The organism is Pseudomonas sp. 6D_7.1_Bac1, from assembly GCF_025465945.1.
GTDB lineage: Bacteria > Pseudomonadota > Gammaproteobacteria > Pseudomonadales > Pseudomonadaceae > Aquipseudomonas.
This window is the reverse complement of the sequence record NZ_JANLNW010000006.1, coordinates 150,922-174,547: the sequence shown is the minus strand read 5'-3', so window position 1 is coordinate 174,547 and position 23,626 is coordinate 150,922. Positions and strand designations below refer to the sequence as shown.

General features: G+C 59.5%; 26 protein-coding genes. 12 read left to right on the top strand and 14 right to left on the bottom strand.

From position 1 onward, the window contains the following. Window positions 1-6: 6 nt before the first annotated feature. The 3 genes from NTD87_RS02120 to NTD87_RS02110 all read right to left on the bottom strand — a co-directional run bounded on the left by NTD87_RS02120 (window position 7) and on the right by NTD87_RS02110 (window position 1,785). The gene (locus NTD87_RS02120) at window positions 7-642 is read right to left on the bottom strand and encodes a thiol:disulfide interchange protein DsbA/DsbL (RefSeq protein ID WP_262111535.1); all 636 of its coding nucleotides are present in this window, start codon (window positions 640-642) and stop codon (window positions 7-9) included. Window positions 643-842: 200 nt separating this feature from the next. Then, window positions 843-1,448: a c-type cytochrome gene (locus NTD87_RS02115; protein ID WP_262111534.1), complete on the bottom strand. Its 606-nt coding sequence runs from the start codon at window positions 1,446-1,448 to the stop codon at window positions 843-845. A 46-nt stretch (window positions 1,449-1,494) separates the two neighbouring features. Beyond that, a complete protein-coding gene (locus tag NTD87_RS02110; RefSeq protein ID WP_262111533.1) occupies window positions 1,495-1,785 on the bottom strand; it encodes a c-type cytochrome in 291 nt (96 codons plus the stop codon). A 191-nt stretch (window positions 1,786-1,976) separates the two neighbouring features. Between NTD87_RS02110 and yihA the strand changes: the two genes are divergently transcribed. Continuing rightward, window positions 1,977-2,621: a ribosome biogenesis GTP-binding protein YihA/YsxC gene (gene yihA, locus NTD87_RS02105; RefSeq protein WP_262111532.1), complete on the top strand. Its 645-nt coding sequence runs from the start codon at window positions 1,977-1,979 to the stop codon at window positions 2,619-2,621. Between the two features lie 435 nt (window positions 2,622-3,056). Here yihA and polA read toward each other — a convergent pair whose 3' ends face one another. Then, on the bottom strand, window positions 3,057-5,828 hold the full coding sequence (gene polA / locus NTD87_RS02100; protein ID WP_262111530.1) for a DNA polymerase I: 2,772 nt from the start codon (window positions 5,826-5,828) through the stop codon (window positions 3,057-3,059). A gap of 74 nt (window positions 5,829-5,902) precedes the next feature. Here polA and NTD87_RS02095 point away from each other — a divergent pair, with 74 nt between their 5' ends. Beyond that, on the top strand, window positions 5,903-6,193 hold the full coding sequence (locus NTD87_RS02095; RefSeq protein ID WP_262111529.1) for a DUF2782 domain-containing protein: 291 nt from the start codon (window positions 5,903-5,905) through the stop codon (window positions 6,191-6,193). A gap of 60 nt (window positions 6,194-6,253) precedes the next feature. After that, window positions 6,254-7,204, top strand: a complete 951-nt coding sequence (locus NTD87_RS02090) for a homoserine kinase (protein ID WP_262111528.1) — start codon at window positions 6,254-6,256, stop codon at window positions 7,202-7,204. 161 nt (window positions 7,205-7,365) lie between these two features. Here the strand turns inward: NTD87_RS02090 and NTD87_RS02085 are convergent, their stop codons facing one another. Further along, window positions 7,366-8,295, bottom strand: coding sequence for a zinc ABC transporter substrate-binding protein (locus NTD87_RS02085; protein ID WP_262111527.1), 930 nt, complete (start codon window positions 8,293-8,295; stop codon window positions 7,366-7,368). 57 nt (window positions 8,296-8,352) lie between these two features. On the opposite strand from NTD87_RS02085, the gene NTD87_RS02080 reads away from it, so the two are divergent. From NTD87_RS02080 to NTD87_RS02050, 7 genes are all read left to right on the top strand, one after another. Then, window positions 8,353-8,835, top strand: coding sequence for a Fur family transcriptional regulator (locus tag NTD87_RS02080; RefSeq protein ID WP_262111526.1), 483 nt, complete (start codon window positions 8,353-8,355; stop codon window positions 8,833-8,835). Further along, on the top strand, window positions 8,835-9,620 hold the full coding sequence (znuC, locus tag NTD87_RS02075; RefSeq protein WP_262111525.1) for a zinc ABC transporter ATP-binding protein ZnuC: 786 nt from the start codon (window positions 8,835-8,837) through the stop codon (window positions 9,618-9,620). Before NTD87_RS02080 ends, znuC begins: the two co-directional genes overlap by 1 nt. After that, the gene (gene znuB / locus NTD87_RS02070; RefSeq protein WP_262111523.1) at window positions 9,613-10,401 is read left to right on the top strand and encodes a zinc ABC transporter permease subunit ZnuB; all 789 of its coding nucleotides are present in this window, start codon (window positions 9,613-9,615) and stop codon (window positions 10,399-10,401) included. The genes znuC and znuB overlap by 8 nt, the downstream gene beginning before the upstream one ends. Before the next feature lie 37 nt (window positions 10,402-10,438). Beyond that, on the top strand, window positions 10,439-11,152 hold the full coding sequence (locus NTD87_RS02065) for a PA5502 family lipoprotein (protein WP_262111522.1): 714 nt from the start codon (window positions 10,439-10,441) through the stop codon (window positions 11,150-11,152). 205 nt (window positions 11,153-11,357) lie between these two features. Next, window positions 11,358-12,365, top strand: a complete 1,008-nt coding sequence (locus tag NTD87_RS02060; protein ID WP_262111521.1) for a methionine ABC transporter ATP-binding protein — start codon at window positions 11,358-11,360, stop codon at window positions 12,363-12,365. After that, window positions 12,365-13,039: a methionine ABC transporter permease gene (locus NTD87_RS02055; protein WP_262111520.1), complete on the top strand. Its 675-nt coding sequence runs from the start codon at window positions 12,365-12,367 to the stop codon at window positions 13,037-13,039. Before NTD87_RS02060 ends, NTD87_RS02055 begins: the two co-directional genes overlap by 1 nt. A 61-nt stretch (window positions 13,040-13,100) precedes the next feature. Next, window positions 13,101-13,874: a MetQ/NlpA family ABC transporter substrate-binding protein gene (locus tag NTD87_RS02050; protein ID WP_262111519.1), complete on the top strand. Its 774-nt coding sequence runs from the start codon at window positions 13,101-13,103 to the stop codon at window positions 13,872-13,874. A 175-nt stretch (window positions 13,875-14,049) separates the two neighbouring features. Here the strand turns inward: NTD87_RS02050 and NTD87_RS02045 are convergent, their stop codons facing one another. The 5 genes from NTD87_RS02045 to NTD87_RS02025 are packed head-to-tail and all read right to left on the bottom strand — an operon-like array spanning window position 14,050 to window position 17,964. Further along, window positions 14,050-14,685: an SCO family protein gene (locus NTD87_RS02045; RefSeq protein ID WP_262111517.1), complete on the bottom strand. Its 636-nt coding sequence runs from the start codon at window positions 14,683-14,685 to the stop codon at window positions 14,050-14,052. After that, window positions 14,682-15,581, bottom strand: a complete 900-nt coding sequence (gene cyoE, locus NTD87_RS02040) for a heme o synthase (protein WP_262111516.1) — start codon at window positions 15,579-15,581, stop codon at window positions 14,682-14,684. The genes NTD87_RS02045 and cyoE overlap by 4 nt, the downstream gene beginning before the upstream one ends. Beyond that, window positions 15,569-16,648, bottom strand: a complete 1,080-nt coding sequence (locus NTD87_RS02035; RefSeq protein ID WP_262111515.1) for a COX15/CtaA family protein — start codon at window positions 16,646-16,648, stop codon at window positions 15,569-15,571. The genes cyoE and NTD87_RS02035 overlap by 13 nt, the downstream gene beginning before the upstream one ends. 10 nt (window positions 16,649-16,658) lie before the next feature. After that, window positions 16,659-17,252, bottom strand: a complete 594-nt coding sequence (locus NTD87_RS02030) for a hypothetical protein (protein WP_262111514.1) — start codon at window positions 17,250-17,252, stop codon at window positions 16,659-16,661. Next, window positions 17,218-17,964 carry an SURF1 family protein gene (locus NTD87_RS02025; protein ID WP_262111513.1) on the bottom strand — a complete coding sequence of 249 codons (747 nt, stop codon included), beginning with the start codon at window positions 17,962-17,964 and terminating at the stop codon, window positions 17,218-17,220. Before NTD87_RS02025 ends, NTD87_RS02030 begins: the two co-directional genes overlap by 35 nt. Before the next feature lie 70 nt (window positions 17,965-18,034). Between NTD87_RS02025 and NTD87_RS02020 the strand changes: the two genes are divergently transcribed. Then, complete coding sequence (locus NTD87_RS02020) at window positions 18,035-18,238, top strand: twin transmembrane helix small protein (RefSeq protein ID WP_262111511.1); 204 nt, start codon at window positions 18,035-18,037, stop codon at window positions 18,236-18,238. An 8-nt stretch (window positions 18,239-18,246) separates the two neighbouring features. Here the strand turns inward: NTD87_RS02020 and NTD87_RS02015 are convergent, their stop codons facing one another. The 4 genes from NTD87_RS02015 to coxB all read right to left on the bottom strand — a co-directional run bounded on the left by NTD87_RS02015 (window position 18,247) and on the right by coxB (window position 22,565). Continuing rightward, window positions 18,247-19,134 carry a cytochrome c oxidase subunit 3 gene (locus tag NTD87_RS02015; RefSeq protein ID WP_262111510.1) on the bottom strand — a complete coding sequence of 296 codons (888 nt, stop codon included), beginning with the start codon at window positions 19,132-19,134 and terminating at the stop codon, window positions 18,247-18,249. A 34-nt stretch (window positions 19,135-19,168) separates the two neighbouring features. Next, window positions 19,169-19,726, bottom strand: coding sequence for a cytochrome c oxidase assembly protein (locus NTD87_RS02010; RefSeq protein ID WP_262111509.1), 558 nt, complete (start codon window positions 19,724-19,726; stop codon window positions 19,169-19,171). A gap of 33 nt (window positions 19,727-19,759) precedes the next feature. Next, complete coding sequence (gene ctaD, locus NTD87_RS02005; RefSeq protein WP_262111507.1) at window positions 19,760-21,355, bottom strand: cytochrome c oxidase subunit I; 1,596 nt, start codon at window positions 21,353-21,355, stop codon at window positions 19,760-19,762. A gap of 82 nt (window positions 21,356-21,437) precedes the next feature. Beyond that, window positions 21,438-22,565: a cytochrome c oxidase subunit II gene (gene coxB, locus NTD87_RS02000; protein WP_262111506.1), complete on the bottom strand. Its 1,128-nt coding sequence runs from the start codon at window positions 22,563-22,565 to the stop codon at window positions 21,438-21,440. Window positions 22,566-22,938: 373 nt separating this feature from the next. Between coxB and NTD87_RS01995 the strand changes: the two genes are divergently transcribed. Then, a complete protein-coding gene (locus NTD87_RS01995; RefSeq protein ID WP_262111504.1) occupies window positions 22,939-23,589 on the top strand; it encodes a hypothetical protein in 651 nt (216 codons plus the stop codon). The last annotated feature ends 37 nt before the right edge of the window (window positions 23,590-23,626 follow it).

The following is a 23,626-nucleotide window of genomic DNA, read 5'->3' as shown; positions in this document are numbered from 1 at the left end:
CCGCGCTTAGTGGGCAACCGCTGCTCGCTCTTTGGCGATCAGCTGGTCAGCCACGCTCAAGGTACCTTCAGGACCGCCGGCAGTGCCCAGGTCGAAGCGGTATTTACCGTTGACGACCATGGTCGGTACACCAGAGATCTGATAGGCCACCGCTTTTTTCTTGGCCTCTTCAACTTTGCCTTTGACGGCGAACGAGTTGTAGGTGCTCAGGAACTTTTCCTTGTCGACGCCTACGCCAGCCAGGAACTCCGCCATTTCTTCCGGGGTAGCGAGCTTCTTGCCACCGTGGATCGCTTCAAACACGGCTTTGTGAACCTTGTGCTCCACGCCCATCGCTTCCAGGGTGATGTACAACTGACCGTGCACGTTCCAGATACCGCCGAACATGGCTGGAATACGCACGAAATTCACATCGGCAGGGAGTTTTTCAACCCAAGGATTGATGGTCGGTTCGAATGCATAGCAGTGCGGGCAGCCATACCAGAACAGCTCCACGACTTCGATCTTGCCAGGCACAGCCACCGGAACGGCGCTGCTCAATTCAACATATTGCTTACCGGCTTCAAGCGGTTCGGCAGCTTGGGCGGTCATGCCGAACAGACTGGCAGTGACGAGTGCGGCGCTGAGAATCAGATTACGCATGCTTTACTCCTGGACAAATTGGGTCGCCTCGCGCGGCCTGTTTTCTGATAGGTCATGGCGGGCTTTAGTTGACTAGTGTAACGGCAGCGGCCACAAAAAAGGGCGGCCAAAGCCACCCTTTTTATGCTTGCATCGAAGGATTAATCGAGCGTTAACATTGCGCGAGTTCAGCACCCTGCGCAACGCCCGCTCAACCGGCCTTAGTGCAGGCCTTGAATGTAGCTGGACACTGCTTCGATGTCCTTGTTGCTCATTTTTGCAGCAATGCTTTGCATGATTTTCGTGTCGCCGTCGTTGGTACGGTTGCCTTCACGGAAATCGGTCAGCTGCTTGGCGATGTATTGAGCATGCTGGCCACCCAGATGCGGGAAGGCAGCAGCGGCGTTGCCTGCACCGTTAGGCGAGTGGCAACCGATGCACGAAGGCATGCCCTGATCCAGTTTTCCACCACGGAATAACTCTTCACCGTGAGCCACGACTTTCGGGTCTGCTGCGCCGACGCTGCCTTTCTGGCTGGCAAAGTAGGCAGCGAGGTCGGCCAGGTCCTGATCGCTCAGGTTGGTCAGCAGGCCGGTCATCTCCAGAACGGTGCGCTTGCCCGACTTGATGTCGTGCAATTGCTTGTTCAGGTAACGCTCACCCTGACCCGCCAGCTTTGGAAAGTTTGGCGCCATGCTGTTGCCATCCGGACCATGACAGGCGCCACACACTGCGGCTTTCGCCTGACCAGCGGTCGCATCGCCTGCAGCATGGGCAATGCCGGAGATCCCCAGGGTCAACAGCAGACTCACGATCAATTTGTTCATCAGCTAATCCAACTACGGCTAAGGGTTAAAGAGTTATGGACCGGGATCACTCGTTCATCCACTGGATGATTGCTCGGTAATCCTCGGCACTGCAGTCCATGCACAAACCACGCGGCGGCATCGCCTTGAAACCCTGGGTCACGTGTTGCACCAGCGTCTCCATACCTTGCGCCAGTCTTGGCGCCCAAGCTTCCTGATCACCCTTTTGAGGCGCCGTTGGGAGTTGGCCGGAATGACAGGCTCCACAAACACGGTTGTACACAGCTTCCGGATCCTGTGTAGCCTGAGCGCTGTAAAGCGGCATCACGACACCGGCAGCTAGCAGCCATTTCGTCATAAAACGACCTTTTCAGGGTTGAGAGCGTGCTGCGTTCTAGTGCGCAATCATGGTCAATCGCTCTCGTGAACTTCATCCTACGCCGGGACAAAGCGCACACAAAATCTGCGGCATTATATACTGGCGTCACTGAAACGGAAACGACGCTGCTCTTTGCGACCATTCTCGGCACCGCCCACATCGGAAATCCCATGCAACTCAAGAACCCCATCCTCGGTCTGTGCCAACAGTCCACGTTCATGCTCAGCGCCGCCAAAGTCGACCAATGCCCTGACGACGAAGGCTTTGAAGTGGCCTTCGCCGGGCGTTCCAACGCCGGCAAATCGAGCGCCCTGAACACCCTGACTCACGCCAGCCTGGCTCGCACCTCGAAAACGCCAGGTCGCACGCAACTCTTGAACTTCTTCAAGCTAGACGATGAACGCCGTTTGGTCGACCTGCCGGGTTACGGCTACGCCAAAGTGCCGATCCCGTTGAAGATGCACTGGCAGCGCCACCTGGAAGCCTATCTGGGCAGCCGTGAGAGTCTGAAGGGTTTGATTCTGATGATGGACATCCGTCATCCAATGACCGATTTCGACCTGCTGATGCTCGACTGGGCTGTGGCCAGCGGCATGCCAATGCACATTCTGCTGACCAAGGCCGACAAACTGACCTACGGCGCTGCGAAGAACACCTTGCTCAAAGTTCAAGCGGAAATCCGTAAAGGCTGGGGCGAAACCGTGACCATCCAGCTGTTCTCGGCACCCAAACGCCTGGGCCTGGAAGACGCCTACACTGTATTGGCGAACTGGATGGAACTGGCGGACAAGGGCGCCGAGACAGAAGCTCAATAAGCTTTTAGGGGGATACAGAAAACTGTCTGTGGGACCATCAGGCAAGGCAAAAGCGCGGTTCGAAAGCGGAGTTTAGGGACCTAAATGAGCATTTCGAACCGCGCTTTTAACGCCGCATGATGGTTCCACAGGCAGTTTTCAGGCAAAAAAAACCCCGAATTACGTATGGGGAGGGAGTAATTCGGGGTCTAAATTTCCGGACCGCTAGGGCGGGGTCCAGATATCTGCCAACACTTAACACAACATAGGAGCATCGAAGGGCTTCACCACCCATTCAGTAACTCTGAGTGGCGGTTCACGGATTTAGTTCCGATTAATTTCAAAACCCATTGGGAATAACCCAAAGAATTTTCCGAACTAATAGCCCTTCGCCAGTGATTCGCCGCGACACTATGCCGCGGCATTGCCCTCGACAAAAAGCCACTTCTAACCGGCTTAGTGCGCCTCATCCCAATTGTTTCCGACGCCGACTTCCACCAAAAGTGGCACATCCAGAGTCGCTGCGCCGCTCATGTGAACGCGAATCTCCTCACGAACCTGATCGACCAGGTCTTCGCGAACCTCAAGCACCAATTCATCGTGCACTTGCAGAATCACTTTGGCGTCCAGACCTGACGTCGTCAGCCAGTTATCCACCGCCACCATGGCTTTCTTGATGATGTCCGCCGCGGTGCCTTGCATCGGCGCGTTGATCGCCGTGCGCTCGGCGCCTTTGCGCAGGGCAGGGTTTTTCGCGTTGATATCCGGCAGGTACAGGCGACGACCGAAGATGGTTTCGACAAAACCCTGCTCAGCCGCCTGGGCGCGGGTTCTCTCCATGTACTCAAGCACGCCAGGGTAACGGGCGAAATAACGGTCGATGTAGGCTTGGGACTGCTTGCGGTCGACGCCAATCTGCTTGGCCAGGCCAAATGCGCTCATGCCGTAGATCAGACCGAAGTTGATCGCCTTGGCGCTGCGCCGTTGGTCAGTCGTGACGTCCGCCAGCTCAACCCCGAACACCTCGGCAGCGGTGGCTTTGTGCACGTCCAGGTCGTTGCGGAACGCATGCAACAACCCTTCGTCCTTGGCCAGATGAGCCATGATCCGCAGCTCGATCTGCGAATAGTCCGCCGCCAGCAGCTTGTAGCCTTTGGGCGCGACGAACGCCTGACGAATCCGTCGACCTTCGGCGGTACGAATCGGAATGTTCTGCAGGTTTGGATCACTGGACGACAAACGCCCGGTCGCTGCCACCGCTTGATGGTAGGACGTATGAATCCGCCCGGTGCGCGGGTTGATCTGCTCCGGCAGACGGTCGGTGTAGGTGCTTTTAAGCTTGCTCAAGGAACGGTACTGCATCAGCACTTTGGGCAGCGGGTAATCCTGCTCGGCCAGTTCCGCCAGCACCGCTTCGGCGGTTGAAGCCTGGCCCTTGGCAGTTTTGCTGAGAATCGGCAGCCCGAGTTTTTCGTACAGGATCACACCCAATTGCTTCGGCGAACCAAGGTTGAATTCTTCACCGGCAATGGCAAACGCCTCACGCTCCAGCGCAACCAACTTGTCGCCCAACTCAACGCTCTGGATGCCCAGCAGGTTCGCGTCGACCAACGCACCTTGACGCTCGATACGCGCCAACACCGGCACCAGCGGCATCTCGATTTCGTTCAGGACTTTGTTCAGGCTCGCAATGGCATTGAGTTTTTCCTGCAGGGTCTGATGCAGACGCAGCGTCACGTCGGCGTCTTCGGCGGCGTACGGCCCGGCCAGTTCCAGGGAGATCTGGTCGAAGGTCAGTTGCTTGGCGCCCTTGCCCGCGATGTCCTGAAAGCTGGTGGTGGTGTAGCTCAGGTACTTGAGCGCCAGGCTGTCCATGTCGTGACGGGTCGCAGTGGAGTCCAGCACGTAGGACTCAAGCATGGTGTCGAAGGCGATGCCTTGCACCATGATGCCGCAGCCCTGATCACCACCTATGGCGCAGTTGGCCAGGATGTTCATGTCGAACTTGGCGTGCTGGCCGACCTTGAGCTTGCTCGGGTCCTCCAGAATCGGTTTCAGCGCGCGCAACACAGTGTCGCGATCCAGTTGATCCGGCACGCCCATGTAGGAATGGGTCAGCGGGATGTAGGCCGCTTCGTTGGCCTGTACAGCGAACGACAGCCCGACAAGTTGCGCTTGCTGCGCGTCGACACCGGTGGTTTCGGTGTCGAAGGCGAACAGCTTGGCGTTTTGCAGTTTCTTCAGCCAGATGTCGAAATCAGTCTGGGTGAGGATCGTGGTGTACTTGGGCCCATCGTCGTCGGCCACGGCTTCTTCAACCACCGCCACCACTTCCTGGCCCGCTCGCTTGGCCTCACGCTGAAGGTCTTCGAACCAGCTCTTGAACTCGAGCAACGTGTAGAGCTCGGCGAGCTTTTCACGGTCCGGTTCACGCAAGTGCAAATCATCGAGGCCAACGTCCAGTGGCACGTCGATTTTGATGGTCGCCAGTTGATAGGAGAGGAACGCCATCTCCTTGTGCTCTTCAAGCTTGGCCGGCAGCGTTTTAGCGCCACGAATCGGCAAGGTCGGGACGATATCGAGCTGCGCATACAGCTCGACAAGGCCGCCGTTAACACCCACCAACAGGCCAGACGCCGTCTTCGGGCCGATACCCGGCACGCCCGGAATGTTGTCGGAGGAATCGCCCATCAATGCCAGGTAATCGATGATCTGCTCGGGAGCGACGCCGAATTTCTCCTTCACGCCAGCCACGTCCATCGCGCTACCGGTCATGGTATTGACCAAGGTAATGTGCCCGTCGACCAGTTGCGCCATGTCCTTGTCGCCCGTGGAGATCACCACCGGACGGTCAGCAGCCGCGCTGCTGCGGGCCAGTGTACCGATCACGTCGTCGGCCTCAACGCCTTCGACGCACAGCAGCGGAAAGCCCAGGGCGATCACGCTCGCGTGCAATGGCTCGATCTGCACCCGCATGTCGTCGGGCATGCTCGGGCGGTTAGCCTTGTATTCGGCGTACATGTCATCGCGAAATGTCCCGCCCTTGGCGTCGAATACCACGGCGAACGGGCTGTCCGGGTACTGCTTGCGCAGACTCTTGAGCATGTTCAACACGCCCTTGACCGCGCCGGTCGGCAGGCCTTTGGACGTGGTCAACGGTGGCAGCGCGTGAAAGGCGCGGTACAGGTAAGAAGAACCGTCCACCAGGACGAGGGGGGCTTGGCTCATGAGCAGGATCAACCTTTTCGGCGGGTCCGGCGCTAGAATAGCGGGACCGTTGACGACAAAGGGACAAGGTTATCATGCGCTCACTAAATCGCCTGTTGCTGGCTGGCTTCTTTGCAATGACTCCCCTGGCCGTCATGGCAGCCGATGATGCACCGACGCCTGAGCCGGAAGTCACGATCCACACCGAAGGTGACAAAGTCATTCAGGAGTACCGTCAAAACGGCTTTGTGTATGCAATCAAGGTCACGCCAAAGGGCGGAAAGCCGTACTTTCTGATACGTGCGGACGGAACGGATGCAAACTATATCCGCTCGGATCAGCCGGATATGCTGATTCCGTCGTGGGAAATTTTTACGTGGAAGTAGTTTCTTAACTTTAATCGGCGCTCGCTCAATCGCGGCGCCCGAACTGAGCAGTTTTTAACCATGTCTGTGTTCACCCCCCTGGCTCGGCCCGAGCTGGAAACCTTTCTCGCCCCTTATGGGCTCGGCCGCCTGCTTGATTTCCAGGGGATTGCCGCAGGTAGCGAAAACACCAATTTCTTCATCAGCCTGGAGCAGGGCGAGTTTGTCCTGACCCTGGTTGAGCGCGGCCCCGTGCAGGAAATGCCGTTCTTTATCGAGCTGCTCGACGTGCTGCATGACGCCGACCTGCCGGTGCCTTACGCCCTGCGTACCACCGACGGCATCGCCCTGCGCGAGCTGGCTGGCAAACCCGCGCTGTTGCAACCACGGCTGGCCGGCAAGCACATCAAGGAAGCCAACGCGCAGCATTGCGCGCAAGTCGGTGAGTTACTGGGGCACCTGCACCTGGCGACCAAAGACCACATGATCAAGCGTAAAACCGATCGTGGCCTGGACTGGATGCTCGAAGAAGGCACCCAACTGCTGTCGCACCTGAACGCCGCGCAAAGCAATCTGCTGCAACGCGCCTTGAACGAAATCACTGAACAGAAGACGAAAATCCTGGCGCTGCCTCGGGCCAACATCCACGCCGACCTGTTCCGCGACAACGCGATGTTTGAAGGCACGCACCTGACCGGGCTGATCGACTTCTACAACGCCTGTTCCGGCCCGATGCTCTACGACGTGGCGATTGCCCTGAATGACTGGTGCTCGGACGAAGATGGCTTGATTGATGGCCCACGAGCGAGGGCATTGCTCGGCGCCTATGCGGCACTGCGTCCGTTCACCACCGCCGAAGCCGAGCTCTGGCCGACAATGCTGCGGGTGGCGTGTGTGCGGTTCTGGCTGTCGCGCTTGATCGCCGCCGAGTCCTTTGCCGGGCAGGACGTGCTGATTCACGATCCGATGGAGTTTCAGCAGCGCCTGGCTCAGCGCCAGCAGGTCAGCACGCCATTGCCGTTCGCACTGTAAATTGTGGCGAGGGAGCTTGCTCCCGCTGGACTGCGTAGCAGTCCCATTTTTAGGGCCGCTTCGCGCCCCAGCGGGAGCAAGCTCCCTCGCCACAGGGAAGTGACCCCTTAACTGACTGGCATTAGGGCAAGCCCCCTCGCCACAGGTTCTGCGCTCAGAAGTTACAGCGACTCCAGGCACCCCGCCAAATCATTCCCCAATTTCTCCAGCACCTGCTCGTAGCCCTTGGCCGCCGCCGGCGTGTAACCGCCCAATGCATCCAGCTCCGCCAGTTTCACCGGCAGACCGGCCACTAGCGTCTCGGCCAGGCGTGGGCGCAGTGGCGGCTCGCTGAACACGCACGTCTTGCCGACTTCTTGCAAGCGCGCCCGCATCGCGGCAACGTGCTGGGCACCTGGCTGCACTTCTGCGGCCACGCTGAACACGCCGGTGTGCTTGAGGCCGTAAGCGTCTTCGAAGTAATCGAACGCTTCATGGAACACGAAGTAAGGTTTGCCTGCGATGCCCGCCAGGCGCGCTTTCAAGCGCAGATCCAGCGCGTCCAGACGCTCATCGAAGGCTTTGAGGTTGCTCTGATAGCGCGGCGCATTGGCCGGATCGGCAACACTCAAATCGGCGGCAATTTTTGCCGCGATCACTCGCGCATTGACCGGCGACAGCCAGAGGTGAGCATCAAGGCTGCCGGGGCGGTGGTCGTGATCGTGTTCGTTGGCATCGATAGCGTGGGAGTGGCTGTCTTGCGCGAAGCGGCGCAATTTCAAGCCTGGCAGGTCCTGCACAGCCACCGCCGGCAGGCTGCGGCCTTTGAGCACGCGTGGCAGGAAACCTTCCATGTCCGGACCGATCCAGTAGAGCAAATCCACCGACTGCACCTTCCGTACGTCGGAAGGGCGCAAGGCATAGTTATGCGGCGAAGCGCCCGGAGGCAGCAGCACCTCGGGAACCCCGACACCGTCCTGCACCGCAGCAGCAATCAGCTGCAGGGGTTTGATACTGGTCAGTACATTCACCTCGGCATGAGCAGCACTGATCGCAAACAGACCAGCAGTAAATGTGACGAAAATGGCAAAAAGTCTGGACACGATGACCACTCAAAGAGGCGAGAACGGGTAACATAATAACGTCTCTCACAAAACTCGTCGCCGCTCATGCCTAAAACACCGCTAGCCAGCCGTCCCCACGACCACTCTCACTGCGTGCACAGCGCGTTGTCCGAGGCCGATGTCATTTGCGCACGTCAGGGTCTGCGCCTGACCGCGTTGCGTCGGCGGGTGCTGGAACTGGTCTGGCAAAGCCACAAGCCGCTGGGCGCCTACGACATTCTGGCGGTACTCAGCGAGCAGGATGGCCGTCGTGCCGCGCCGCCGACCGTGTACCGTGCGCTGGACTTCCTGTTGGATAACGGCCTGGTGCATCGCATCTCCTCGCTCAACGCCTTCGTTGGCTGCAATCATCCGGGGCACGCCCACCAGGGCCAGTTCCTGATTTGCCGCGAATGCCATGCGGCCATCGAGCTCGAACAGAAATCCATCAGCGACACCATCATCCACAGCGCCAACGACGTCGGGTTTGTGGTCGAGGGCCAGACCGTCGAAGTGGTCGGTCTCTGCTCGGGTTGCCAGGGGGCTTGATGAGCACTGCGTTGATCCGCCTCAATCAGGTTGCAGTGACCTTTGCCGGGCAAAGCGTGCTGGACAACATTGAGCTGAGCGTCGAGCCACGGCAGATCGTCACCCTGATCGGCCCCAACGGCGCCGGCAAGACCACCTTGGTCCGCGCCGTGCTTGGCTTGCTCAAACCCGACAGCGGCAGCGTCTGGCGCAAGCCAAAACTGCGGGTCGGCTACATGCCGCAGAAACTGCACGTTGACCCGACCCTGCCGCTCTCGGTGCTGCGCTTCTTGCGCCTGGTGCCGGGTGTAGACCGTGCGCGCGCCTTGGCGGCGCTCAAGGAAGTCGGTGCCGAACAAGTGATCGACAGCCCGGTACAGAGCGTTTCCGGCGGTGAAATGCAGCGCGTGCTGCTCGCTCGCGCCCTGTTGCGCGAGCCCGAGTTGCTGGTGCTCGACGAGCCGGTGCAAGGCGTCGACGTGGCCGGACAAGCCGAGCTCTACAGCCTGATCACCCGCCTGCGCGACCGCCACGGTTGCGGAGTGTTGATGGTTTCCCACGATCTGCACCTCGTGATGAGCACCACCGACCAGGTGGTCTGCCTCAATCGCCACGTCTGCTGCTCCGGGCATCCCGAACAGGTCAGCGGCGACCCGGCGTTCGTCGAGCTGTTCGGCAAAAACGCGCAGAGCCTGGCGATCTATCACCACCATCACGACCACGCCCACGACCTGCATGGCTCTGTCGTCAGCGCGGCACCGACCGCTCACACCCACGTTCATGGAGATAGCTGCAAGCATGGCTGATTTTCTGTTGTACGCCCTGCTCGCAGGCCTGGCCCTGGCCGCCGTCGCAGGTCCGCTGGGATCGTTCGTGGTCTGGCGGCGCATGGCTTATTTCGGCGACACCCTGTCCCACGCAGCGCTGCTTGGCGTGGCGCTGGGCTTTCTGCTGGATGTCAGCCCGACCATCGCGGTCACCGTCGGCTGCCTGTTGCTGGCCGTGTTGCTGGTGACCTTGCAACAGCGCCAACCCCTGGCTTCCGACACCCTGTTGGGGATTCTTGCGCCGAGTACGCTCTCTCTGGGGCTGGTGGTACTAAGCTTCATGCATGAAGTGCGGATCGACCTGATGGCCTATCTGTTCGGCGACCTGCTGGCGATCAGCCCGACTGATCTTGCGTGGATCCTCGGCGGCAGCGCGGCGGTGATGCTGTTGCTGGTGGCGCTGTGGCGGCCATTGCTGGCGATTACCGTGCACGAAGAACTGGCCACGGTTGAAGGCCTGCCCGTGGCGGCATTGCGCATGACCTTGATGCTGCTGATTGCAGTGGTGATCGCGGTGGCAATGAAGATCGTCGGCGTGCTGCTGATTACCTCCTTGCTGATCATCCCGGCGGCTGCGGCGCAACGTCACGCCAGATCACCCGAGCAGATGGCCTTGGGCGCGAGTTTGCTGGGTATACTCGCGGTCTGCGGTGGCTTGGCGCTGTCGTGGTTCAAGGACACGCCGGCCGGCCCATCGATTGTGGTGGTGGCTGCCGCGCTGTTTCTGCTGAGTTTTGTCCTGCCCCGTCGAGGGGTGTAGACTTGCTCGTTTTTTGCGCAATTAGAGAGTCGCAGGAATGAAGCCGTTCGCCTCCCGTTATCTGCTCCTTGTTGCATTTTCGCTGCTGCTTGGCGCCTGCCAAAGCACGCCGCCGGCCCCCGAGGTCCCGGACGCACGGGCTACGGCGATCGCGCAGCTCGAGCAAAGCCTGGCCAGCAGTGAACTGGCCACCGCCGAGGATCAACTGGCCGCCTTGCAGGCCGAATCACCCAACGATCAGTCGCTGGAGCAATATCAACGGCAGCTCGCCGAAGCCTACTTGCAACGCAGCCAGATCGTGCTGCAAAAAGGCGACGTGAATGCCGCCGCCACGGCCCTGAGCCGGGCTCGTGCGTTGATGCCCAAAGCCCCGGCGCTGACCGGTGGTGTCAACAACGCCATCACCCATGCGCGCAAAGCTGAGCTCGACCAGGCTGAGGCTGCCCTCAAAGCCGCCGAAGCCAAGCGTGTCGCCAAGGTAATCGACCCCGCCGCTGAAAGCACCACCGTTGCGCTGAACATCACCGATAGCAGGCAACTGCGTCGGCAACTCGATGCGATCGCCGCCGATGTGGTGAGTTACCAGTGCGACGTCAGCATCCAGGCACCGCGCACCGAGGACTACCCTTGGTTGGCCACGCTGCTGACCAAACGGGTGAAGAAGCTGGACTCGGAGTTCGACCTGAAGATCGAACGGCAGATTCTGCGCAATGTCCCGGCACAGATGGTTCTGACGCCACGTAAGCCTTAAAGGAGAAGATCGCAGCCTTGGGCAACTCCGAATATCAATGAGGAGCTGTCGGAGGCTGCGATCTTTTGCATTTACGTCTATGGCGTTATTTCCAAATGACTGGATGAATGCGAAATAAATGCTAAGAACCTCTATACGGACAGGCTAAAATGCCCGCCCGGCTAACCGCTGATCCTTTTCTAACGCGCCCCACAAGGTTCGCTACGTGATCGAGTTTCAAAACGTCCATAAAACTTACCGCGTTGCCGGTAAGGATATTCCCGCGCTGCACCCCACCAATCTGTCGATTGAGAACGGTCAGGTATTCGGCCTGATCGGCCATTCCGGTGCGGGAAAAAGTACCCTGTTGCGTCTGATCAACCGCTTGGAAGACTCCAGCGGCGGCAAGATCATCGTCGATGGCGAAGAAGTCACTGCGCTGGACGCCAATGCTCTGCGCCGTTTCCGTCAGCAAGTCGGGATGATCTTCCAGCACTTCAACCTGCTGGCCTCCAAGACCGTTGCCGACAACGTCGCGTTGCCGCTGATCCTGGCCGGTGAACTGTCGCGCAGCGAGATCGACCAACGTGTGGCCGAGTTGCTGGCTCGTGTCGGTCTGTCCGACCACGCCAGGAAGTACCCGGCGCAACTGTCCGGCGGCCAGAAGCAGCGCGTCGGCATCGCCCGCGCCCTGGCGACCAAGCCGAAAATCCTGCTCTGCGACGAAGCTACCAGCGCCCTCGACCCGCAAACCACGGCGTCGGTCCTGCAACTGTTGGCCGAGATCAACCGCGAGCTGAACCTGACCATCGTGCTGATCACCCATGAAATGGATGTAATTCGCCGGGTCTGCGACCAGGTCGCGGTAATGGACGCTGGCGTGATCGTCGAGCAGGGTCCGGTAGCCGAGGTGTTCCTGCATCCGAAACACCCGACCACCAAGCGCTTCGTTCAGGAAGACGAGCAGATCGACGAAAGCGAGCAGCGCGACGACTTCGCTCACGTGCCGGGCCGTATCGTGCGGCTGACCTTCCAGGGCGACGCCACCTACGCGCCGTTGCTGGGCACCGTCGCCCGCGAAACAGGTGTGGACTACAGCATCCTCGCCGGTCGTATCGACCGCATCAAAAACACCCCCTACGGGCAATTGACCCTGGCGGTCACCGGCGGAGACATGGAAGCGGCCTTCGCCCGCTTCATTGCCGCAGACGTCCACATGGAGGTGCTGCGCTGATGGAAGCCCTGATGAGTTTCTTCGCCAATATCGACTGGTTCGAAATCTGGTTAGCCACTGGCGACACCTTGCTGATGCTCGGTGGATCACTGTTGTTCACTGTGCTGCTTGGCCTGCCGCTGGGCGTGTTGCTGTTCCTGTGCAGCCCGCGCCAGTTGCTCGAAGCCAAAGGTGTTTACGCGCTGCTGTCGCTGATCGTGAATATCCTGCGTTCGCTGCCGTTCATCATTCTGCTGATCGTGATGATCCCGTTCACCGTACTGATCACCGGCACCTCACTGGGCGTCGGCGGTGCGATTCCGCCACTGGTGGTCGGTGCTACACCGTTCTTCGCCCGCCTGGTGGAAACCGCATTGCGTGAAGTCGATCGCGGCATCATCGAAGCGACCCAGGCCATGGGCGCGACCACCCGCCAGATCATCACCAACGCCTTGCTACCGGAAGCCCGCCCCGGCATTTTCGCAGCGATCACAGTGACCGCGATTACGCTGGTGTCCTACACGGCGATGGCCGGTGTGGTCGGCGCCGGTGGTTTGGGTGACCTGGCGATCCGCTTCGGTTACCAACGTTTCCAGACTGACGTGATGGTGGTGACCGTGGTGTTGCTGTTGGTGTTGGTCCAGGTTCTGCAAACCGTCGGCGATAAGCTGGTGGTGCACTTTTCCCGAAAATAAATGCAATCGCCGGCCACGGCTGGCAGGCGCCCGAAAGGGTGCCTCACAAGGAGTTTGCTGGATGAAAAAACTACTCGTCGCGTTCGCTGCCGTTGCAGCGTTCTCCGCTCAGGCCGCTGAAACCCTGACCGTCGCTGCTACCCCGGTTCCGCACGCGGAAATCCTGGAGTTCGTGAAACCGGCACTGGCCAAAGAAGGCGTCGACCTCAAGGTCAAGGTGTTCACCGACTACGTGCAGCCGAACGTACAGGTTGCCGAGAAGCGCCTGGACGCCAACTTCTTCCAGCACCAGCCGTACCTCGATGAGTTCAACAAGGCCAAGGGTACAAACCTGGTCAGCGTTACCGGTGTACACCTGGAGCCGCTGGGCGCTTACTCCAGCAAGTACAAGACCCTCGCTGAGCTGCCAGGCGGCGCCAACGTGGTGATCCCGAACGACGCCACCAACGGCGGCCGTGCGCTGTTACTGCTGGAGAAGGCCGGTCTGATCAAGTTGAAGGATTCGAAAAACATCCTGTCGACTGTCAAGGACATCACCGAGAACACCAAAGACCTGAAATTCCGTGAACTGGAAGCTGCGACCATCCCGCGCGTGCTGACCCAGGTCGACCTGGCGCTGATCAACACCAACTACGCGCTGGAAGCCAAGCTTGATCCGTCCAAGGACGCGCTGACCATCGAAGGCAAAGACTCGCCTTACGTGAACATCCTGGTCGCCCGCCCGGACGACAAGGACAGCGACGCGATGAAAAAACTGGTTGCCGCCCTGCACAGCCCGGAAGTGAAGGCCTTCATTCTGGAGAAGTACAAAGGCGCGGTACTGCCGGCGTTCTGATCTGACGCGATAAAAAAACGGGGACGCATTGACTGCGTCCCCGTTTTTTTATGCCTGAAATACTGACCTTGTGGGAGCGAGCCTGCTCGCGATGGGGCCGTCACTGCCAACATCGATCTTGAATGTCAGTCCGCTATCGCGAGCAGGCTCGCTCCCACATTAGGATCTTGGGTGTTTACTGACGCTTGAGCATCACCGGCAACTGGGCCACCAGTTTTGTGTTGTTCAACGGTGCGCGAATGAACCCGCGCTGGGTGCCGTCCGGCCCGATTACGGCCAGGTTTCCACTGTGGTCGACGGTGTAGTTGGGTTTGCTGGTGTCCGCCGGGATGAACGGAATGCTCACCGCATTGGCGACTTTTTGCAGGTCTTCGACTGACGCCGCAGTCAGGCCGACAAACTGCGGATCGAAGTAACCCAGGTACTGCTTGAGCTGCTTGGGGGTGTCGCGGTTCGGGTCGACGCTGACCAGAATGATCTGCAGCTTGTCGACCGCATCCGCTGGCAGTTCGCTCTTGATCTGCCGCAGTTGCGCCAGCGTAGTCGGGCAGATGTCCGGGCAGAAGGTGTAACCAAAGAACAGCAAACTCCACTTACCTTTCAATGTATTGATCGTAACCGGTTGGCCGTCCTGGTTGGTCATTTGCACATCTGGCAGGTTACGGCTTTGCGGCAACAGGATGATCCCGGCGTCGATCAGTGCAGTCGAGTCGCCTTGGCCTTTGCCGGACAGCACTTTGTTGATGGTCAGCCCCAGGACCAATGCGATCAGGGCAACAAGAATGAAGACGGTTTTCTGGGTTCGAGTCATAGGTTCAACAATAGGTAATGGTCTACAAGCAGGGCGATGAACAGCAGGAACAAGTAGTAAATAGAGTACTTGAAGGTGTTGATCGCCGCGTGCGGCTGAGTGCCACGGTACAGCACCACGGCCCATTGCAGAAACCTCGCGCCCAGCCCGAGGGCGCAGATCAGGTACAGCAAGCCGCTCATGTGGATGACGAAGGGCATCAAGCTCACCGCCAGCAGGGCGAAGGTGTAAAGCAGGATGTGGATCTTGGTGTAATGTTCGCCGTGGGTCACCGGCAGCATTGGAATATCGGCCTTGGCGTACTCCTCCTTGCGGTGAATCGCCAGCGCCCAGAAGTGCGGCGGGGTCCAGGCGAAGATGATCAGCACCAGCAGCAGCGGTTCGGCGCTGACATGCCCGGTGGCAGCAACCCAGCCCAACAGCGGCGGTGCCGCACCGGCCAGCCCACCGATGACGATGTTCTGCGGCGTCGCCCGCTTGAGGAACCCGGTGTAGACCACCGCGTAACCGAGCAACGAGGCAAGGGTCAGCCAGGCCGTCAACGGGTTGGTGAAGGCCAGCAGCAAGGCCTGCCCGGCCACCGCCAGCAGCAGCGCGAAGGTCAGTGCGGCGCTGGGTGAAACCCGGCCTTCGGCCAGTGGCCGCTTGTGGGTGCGCGCCATCACCGCGTCGATGCGCCGATCCACCACATGGTTGACCGCCGCCGCGCCGCCCGCACACAACGCGATCCCCAGGTTGCCGAACACCAGCACCGTCCACGGCACCCCGGCACGCGTGGCGAGGAACATGCCGACCAGCGAGGTGATCAGCATCAACACCACGACCTTGGGTTTGGTCAGCTCCAGATAGTCACGCCAGATCGCCCGGCCCTGCCGTTCGCCGATCAGAGTCGCCATGGCATTTCTCCTTTTATTGTTATGGGCCCGGCCGTGTGTTGACGCGGACTGAAGCGCCAGCGCCCGGGCGCATGCTGCCTGACTCGAACCAGACTGGTTCGTGCGTGATAATTGACCAGCACCATCGTCAACAGAAGCGCCGCGCCGCCCGCGTTATGGGCAACGGCCACCGGTAACGGCAGGTGAAACAGCACATTGCTGATGCCCAAAGTGATCTGCGCCGCGAGCGCCACCAGCACGAGCCCGGCAAGCCGGGTCATGCCGACAACCTTCAACTGCCAGGCCAGCCCCAGCAGCACCAGAGTAACCAGCAAGGCACCGATGCGGTGAGTCAGGTGAATTGCCGTGCGGGCATCGTTGTCGAGCTGCCCGCCCAGATAATTGGGGCCGATGTGTTGGGTCAGGTGAAAGCCGTTGGCGAAATCGGCAGGCGGTAACCATTGGCCATGACAGGTAGGAAAATCGATGCAGGCCACCGCCGCGTAGTTGGAACTGACCCAGCCGCCAAGGGCGATCTGCCCGATCACCAGCAGCAACCCGGCTGTCGCCCAGTACTGCAACCGTCGCGGCACGATCAGCGCCGGTAACACGCCGGACAAGCGCAAGGTCAGCAAAAACAGCAGGCTCAAGGTCGCAAAGCCACCGAGCAAATGCCCCGTCACTACCTGCGGCCAGAGCTTGAGGGTGACCGTCCACATGCCAAACGCCGCTTGGGCAAACACCACCGCCAGCAAGAACAAGGGCAGCTTCAAGGGTTGATCCTGATGATGTCGATGGGTCCAGGCACGCGCCGCCAGCAACACAATCAGCAAACCCAGGGTGCCGGCGAAATAGCGGTGGATCATCTCGTTCCAGCCCTTGTGGGCAACCACCGGGGTGTCCGGAAAATGCAGCTCGGCATGGGCCAGCTGGGCTTCGCTTTTCGGCACGCTGATAAAACCGTAGCAACCCGGCCAGTCCGGGCAACCGAGGCCGGCGTGGGTCAGCCGGGTATAGGCGCCCAGCAAGACGACAATCAGTGCCAGCAACGTGGCAAACAGCGCGAGGCGAAATCCAGGTTTGGCCATGACGATGCCCTTATCCGATGTTCGACAGTTTCAGCAGCAGGTTCAAATCGTTGAGAAGGTCCTTGCCCTTGACCTTGGCGTCGTAACGCAGCACCAGATTGCCGTGAGGATCGATGATCCAGAGTTGCGCCGCGTCATTGCCCTGGGTCGCCTTGGTATACGTCGGCAGATCCAGTGGGTAGCGCTGCAACTGCGGATACTCACGTTGCAGCTTGGCGTCGTAGTCGGCGCTCACCGGCTGCGCAGTGGCCAAGGCATGACTGGCTCGGGACGCCTCGCGACCCAGGCCGACCTGGATCTGCCGCGCCAGATAAACCAGTTGCTGGCAGTCCACCGAGCACTCCTGTGGAGCCGTGACCAGCATCTGCCAACGTTGCTCGTCTGCTTGCACCCCCAGTTCGCTACGGCTCTGCCCATTGCCTATCAGTTCACCGTGATAGCTACGGTTCTCTGGCACCCAGAACTGCAGTTTGTACATGCCAGTGGCGAGGATCATCGGCCCGACGACCACCAGCAGAATCAGGATCAACTGCAACCGCCCGCGCCAACCGGGTTTGCGGCTCGGCACTTCAGCTGTGTTGAGTGGATTCATGGCCGCTCCCATGGTTTTTCTCCCTTGCGTTATGCCATCCGAAGTATAGATAAAGGCCGAACAGTGCCAGCGCCATCGCGAACCACTGCACGGCATAGGCGATATGCTTTTCCGGCCCCATGCCCGTTGCCACGATCGGCCAGCCAGCCTCATAAGCTGCGGGGCCTGCGTCTTCACGCAGTTCGTAGGTGAAGCCCGTACGACCCAGCTCCGCCCAGAGCTTGCCGGGATTGATCACGGTCACCAGTCGAGGCCACTGCGCGTTTATCGGGTCGGCCTGCAATTGGAAAGTCGTTCCCGGGGTGACATAGACCCAGGCATCGAGGCTCACGACGTGTTGCGGCGTGGTGAAAACCGGCGGGATGCGCCGGTCAGGCCACGGCAGCCAGCCACGATTGAGCAGCAGCCAAAGCCCGCTGTCCTGGTCGAGAAAGGGTTGCAGCAGTTCGACCCCGACCTTGTCGCCACGAAAGCGGTTATCCAGCAGATAGCTGTGCTCGGCATCGAACTGCCCGTGCAGGCGAACCCTGCGGAACGCCGGATCGGCGATGCCTTGCAGCTCCACGCTGGCCATCGGCTCGGCAGCCCGGCGCTCGGCGTAACTGTCGAGCATCACGCGTTTCTGCTCACCCCGGCTCAACTGCCAGAAGCCAAGGAAGACCAACAGCGGCAGCAGCACGATCACCACCAGGGTCGGCGCGATGCCCGGCCGAAAACGCTTCATGGCATCGCCAGAAAGTCGTTAAACGGGATAGCTATACTCAAGTGCATCGCCTTTCCCCCGGAGTCTCACCATGCTCAAAGCAGCCATCGTCCTGATGCTGATTGCCACGGTTGTCAGCCTGTTCAGCGGCCTGTTTTTTCTGGTCAAGGACGACAGCAGCTCAAACCGCCTGGTCATCGCCTTGAGTGTGCGTGTCAGTCTGGCCGCCATCACCGTCGGCTTGATTGCCTGGGGCTTTTTCAGCGGCCAACTGGTGTCTACCGCGCCCTGGTAAGCGGCGCGTCAAAGCACGTAAACAAAGACAAACAAGCCAATCCACACCACATCGACGAAGTGCCAATACCAACTGGCCGCCTCGAAGCCGAACTGGTGATCGGCGTCGAAGTGCCCACGCATGATTCGCATCAGCATCACGAACAGGATGATGGTGCCGATGGTCACGTGGGCTCCGTGGAAACCGGTGAGCATGAAGAAGGTCGCACCGTAGACGCCTGAACCCAGGGTCAACCCGAGTTCGTGATAGGCGTGGATGTATTCCTTGGCCTGGAAGCCGAGAAACCCACAGCCCAGCAGCACCGTCAGCGCCAGCCAGAGTTTCAATGCGCCGCGATGGCCCTTTTTCAAGGAATGGTGGGCGACGGTCACCGTGACGCTGGAACTGACCAGCAACACCGTGTTCAGCAGCGGCAAACCCCAAGGGCTGATGACCTCCTTGGGCGGCGGGAAGAGTGTCGGGTCAGGGGTGTGCAGCAACGGCCAGGCGAACTGGAAATTCGGCCAGAGCATGTGCGCGATGCCCTTATCGCCCTCGCCGCCGAGCCAGGGCCCGGAAAGGTTGCGCACGTAGAACAGCGCGCCGAAGAAGGCGATGAAGAACATCACTTCAGAGAAGATGAACCAGCTCATGCCCCAGCGGAACGAGCGATCCATTTGGGCGCTATACAACCCGGATCGGCTCTCCTTGATCACCGTGCCGAACCAGCCGAAGAGCATATAGGCCAGCACCAGGCCGCCGACGAAGAAAATCAGCGGGCCGTGGGATTCGGGTCGGGCAGCCTTGAGGTCGTTGAACCAGGTGCCCAGTCCGAACATGGTGATGAACATGCCTACCGTGGCAATGATCGGCCATTTGCTCTGGGCGGGAACGTAATAGTGCTCATGAGTTGCCATTTATTGTTCTCCTTATCGGGCACGCTTGAACGTCTCAAGGACCGGTATGGGTGCTTGCCACGACCGGCGGATGACGTGCGGTGATATCGAACAGCGTGTAAGCCAGCGTCAGGTGCTTCACATCCTTGGAAATTTCACGGTCAACGATGAAACGTACGGGCATCTCGATTCGCTCACCGGGCTTCAACACCTGCTGGGTGAAGCAGAAACATTCGGTCTTGTGGAAATACACCGCCGCCGTGCCAGGAGAAATGCTCGGTATAGCCTGGGCGCTCATCGGGTGATCGGTCGGGTTGCGGGCGACAAAGATCATCTCGTTCACCGCGCCAGGGTTGACCACCATGTCGTCGGCCTTGGGGTAGAACTCCCAGACCATGTCCACCGCGTTGGTCGACAGAAACTGCACGCGAATCTGCCGCGACCTGTCGACCACCTGTTCGCCCTCGTATTGCCCCCCAGTTTTGCCATTGATGCCGAACGCCTTGCACATCACGTCGTAGATCGGCACCAGGGCAAAGCCGAAGGCGAACATGGCGGCCACCAACAACAGCAAACGGGTGACCAGTTTTCTCAAGGAAATAGAGTCAGCCATGGGCACGGCCCTCTCCCACAAGACCGAGGCTGTTCATTTCACTTCCGGTGGCGTGGTGAAGGTGTGATACGGCGCTGGCGACGGAATGCTCCACTCCAGGCCTTCGGCGCCATCCCACGGTTTGGCCGGTGCCTGCGGGCCGCCGCGGATGCACTTGATGACGATGAACAGGAAGAGAAGCTGCGTTGTGCCAAACATGAAGGCACCAATCGAGGAAACCATGTTGAAGTCGGCGAACTGCAGGTTGTAGTCCGGCACCCGCCGCGGCATCCCCGCCAGCCCGACAAAGTGCATCGGGAAGAAGGTCAGGTTCATGCCGACAAACGACAGCCAGAAGTGCAGCTTGCCCAGGGTCTCGTCATACATGTGCCCGGTCCACTTCGGCAGCCAGTAATACGTGGAAGCGAAAATCCCGAAGATCGCGCCAGGCACCAGCACATAGTGGAAATGCGCCACCACAAAATAGGTGCCGTGGTACTGGAAGTCCGCAGGCGCCATGGCCAGCATCAATCCGGAGAAGCCGCCGATGGTGAACAGAATGACGAAGGCCACCGCAAACAGCATCGGCGTCTCGAAGGTCAGCGAGCCTTGCCACATGGTGCTGACCCAGTTGAACACCTTCACCCCTGTCGGCACCGCAATCAGCAGGGTCGCGTACATGTAGAACAGCTCACCGACCAGTGGAATCCCGACCACGAACATGTGGTGCCCCCAGACGATGAACGACAGGAAGGCAATACTGGCCGTGGCGTAAACCATTGAGGTGTAGCCGAACAACGGCTTGCGAGAAAACGCCGGGATGATCGAACTGACCGCGCCGAAAGCCGGCAGGATCATGATGTACACCTCGGGGTGGCCGAAGAACCAGAACACGTGCTGGAACAACACCGGATCACCGCCACCGGCAGCGCTGAAGAAGCTGGTGCCAAAGTGGATGTCCATCAACATCATCGTCACGCAGCCCGCCAGCACCGGCATCACCGCGATCAACAGGAACGCTGTGATCAGCCAGGTCCAGACGAACAACGGCATTTTCATCAGGGTCATGCCCGGGGCACGCAGGTTGAGGATGGTCGAGATCACGTTGATCGAGCCCATGATCGAACTGATGCCCATCAGGTGGATGGCGAAGATAAAGAAGGTTGCGCTTGCCGGCCCGTAGGTCGTCGACAATGGCGCATAGAAGGTCCAGCCGAAATTCGGCCCGCCGCCCGGCATGAACAGGGTCGACACCAGCAGCAAAAACGCTGCCGGCAAGAGCCAGAAGCTGAAGTTGTTCATCCGCGGCAGGGCCATGTCCGGTGCGCCGATCATGAGCGGGATCATCCAGTTGGCGAGGCCCACGAATGCTGGCATCACAGCACCGAAGACCATGACCAGACCATGCATGGTGGTCATCTGGTTGAAGAACTCTGGCTGGACGATGTGCAGTCCCGGCTGGAACAGTTCGGCACGGATCACCATGGCGAACGAGCCACCCAGCAGGAACATCGTAAAGCTGAACCACAGGTACAGCGTGCCGATGTCTTTGTGGTTGGTAGTCAGTACCCAGCGCATCAGGCCCTTGGCGGGACCGTGGACGTGGTTGTCGACGATTGCATGGCCGCGTTCATCGCTCACAGCATTCATGTCCTGTCTCCTGCAAACGGGTGGGCTGGGCGGCTAGGGGCACCAAGCCCCAAGCGTTCACGAGAACACGCAATAGACCGGGTCATTTGCTTTGCGCCTGTTTGAGTGCCAGTACGTCTTTGGGGGTGATCATGTCGCCTTTGTTGTTGCCCCAGGCATTACGCTCGTAGGTCACAACAGCGGCGATGTCGACCTCCGACAACTGTTTGCCGAAAGCGGCCATGGCAGTGCCGGGCTTGCCGAAGAAAACCCGATTCAGATGGCCCTCTATAGGGCCCGTGGCGATTGGCGAGCCTTTGAGTGCCGGGAACATCGGTGGCAAGCCCTGACCTTCGGCCTGGTGACAGGCCACGCAAGTGGTGTGATAGATCTTGTCGCCGCGCTCCTTCAGTTCGTCGAGCGTCCACTCTTTGCTGGTCAGCTCTTTGAGCTTGGCGGCGTCGGCTTTGCGATCGGCCAGCCAGGTGTCGTAATCGGCCTGGGTTCTGACATCGACCACAATCGGCATGAAGCCATGGTCCTTGCCACACAGCTCGGAGCACTGTCCGCGGTAGATACCGGGCTTGTCGACACGGGTCCAGGCTTCGTTGACGAACCCGGGTATGGCATCGCGCTTGACCGAGAACGCCGGCACCCACCAGGAATGGATCACGTCAGCGGCGGTCACCAGAAAGCGCACCTTGGCACCGACCGGCAGCACCAGCGGCTGATCGACTTCCAGCAGGTAGTTTTCGCCTTTCACGGCCTGGTTGTGGATCTGTTCTTGCGGTGTGGCCAGGTTGCTGAAGAACTCGACATCCTGGCCCAGGTATTTGTAATGCCACTTCCACTGATAACCGGTGATCTGGATGTCGATATCCGACTCACTGGTGTCGTACATCTTGATCATGGTCACGGTAGCCGGAACGGCCATTGCCACCAGAATGATGAAAGGCACCACCGTCCAGAGGATCTCGATCGTCGTACTTTCATGGAATTTGGCGGCCACCTGGCCGGTGGAGCGTCGATGGACGATCATCGACCAGAACATGGCGCCGAAAACGATGATGCCGATCACCACACAGATCCAGAAGATGGTCATGTGCAGGTCAAATACTGCGTGACTGATTTCAGTCGCTCCAGGCGTCATATTCATCGTCCAGGCGGCTTGCGCCTGGCTGAAAAATGACCACAACAGGAGGCCCATCCAGACGTGTGGATGTCGCATCATTGCGGGTTCCCCTTATCGTTCTTGTTATCCCGCCGGCTAACACCGGCGGCAAGGGAGCGGCTTTTTCAGACTACGAACTTGAATCGCCGGGCCTTGCTGCCTATGCAGTCGGGCGTTATCAGCTAACTCTTTTCAAAACCGAGTATAGACAGCGAGTGCGACCTCGCAACGCGATGGCGTAAATCAGCTGAAACACCTTGCACTTGCGCCACAGGCCACGGATGGAGAAGGATGTGGGATCGGTGATGGCAAATCGATATAACGCAGTGGCATCAAAGGTGAAATAATTATGACAAATACGTCTTAGCCACTTTCATAAGCAGGCTAACTTATGTCTTCCCCTATTTCCTTGCCTTCGTTTCCTGGAGTTTTCATGAACACCGCCGCATTGCGCGAGCAGATTCAACGTGCCCAACAACATGAAGCCGATACCGGTCAGCTGACCCGTCAGCTGGAAGTCCAATTGCCGCACCTGCATTCCGCTATCCAATTGCCTGACGTTGACGCGAAAGGCGTGATGACCCGTTTTGTTACCGCTTATATAGAACAAGTGCCGGACCTGCTCGACGCCGCCAACGACGTGGCGCGCGAAGCGGGTATCGAGTCGCAGATCAAGCCGGTGCTGAAGATTGCCGAGCAGTTCTTCCTCCAGCCACCGGCGATCATGGCCGGTCATGTTGGCCTGGATAGCCTGCTGGACGAAGCCTACCTGGCCCATCGCCTGGTAGAAGAGGTTAACGACCTCTACATCAAACATTTCGGCCAGCCACTGATCCCATTGGACATGACTGTCGCCAACCTGATTGCCCACCAACTGATCGGCGAAGAGTTCGCCAATCAACTGGATGAGGCTGTACATCACGCCGTCGACGAGATGCTGAATGAAGAAAGCTTCGCGCTGGAGTCCGTCGAAGCCTACCGCGAGAAGCTCAACAGCCCGGACACTGGCGCCGCCTGGAAGCGCTGGCCGTGCCTGTCACGTCAGCTGGGCGTAGGCCTGGAGCTGGATAAGCCAGCAGCCTGATCTAACTGTAAAAACCTAACACCTGTGGGAGCGGGCT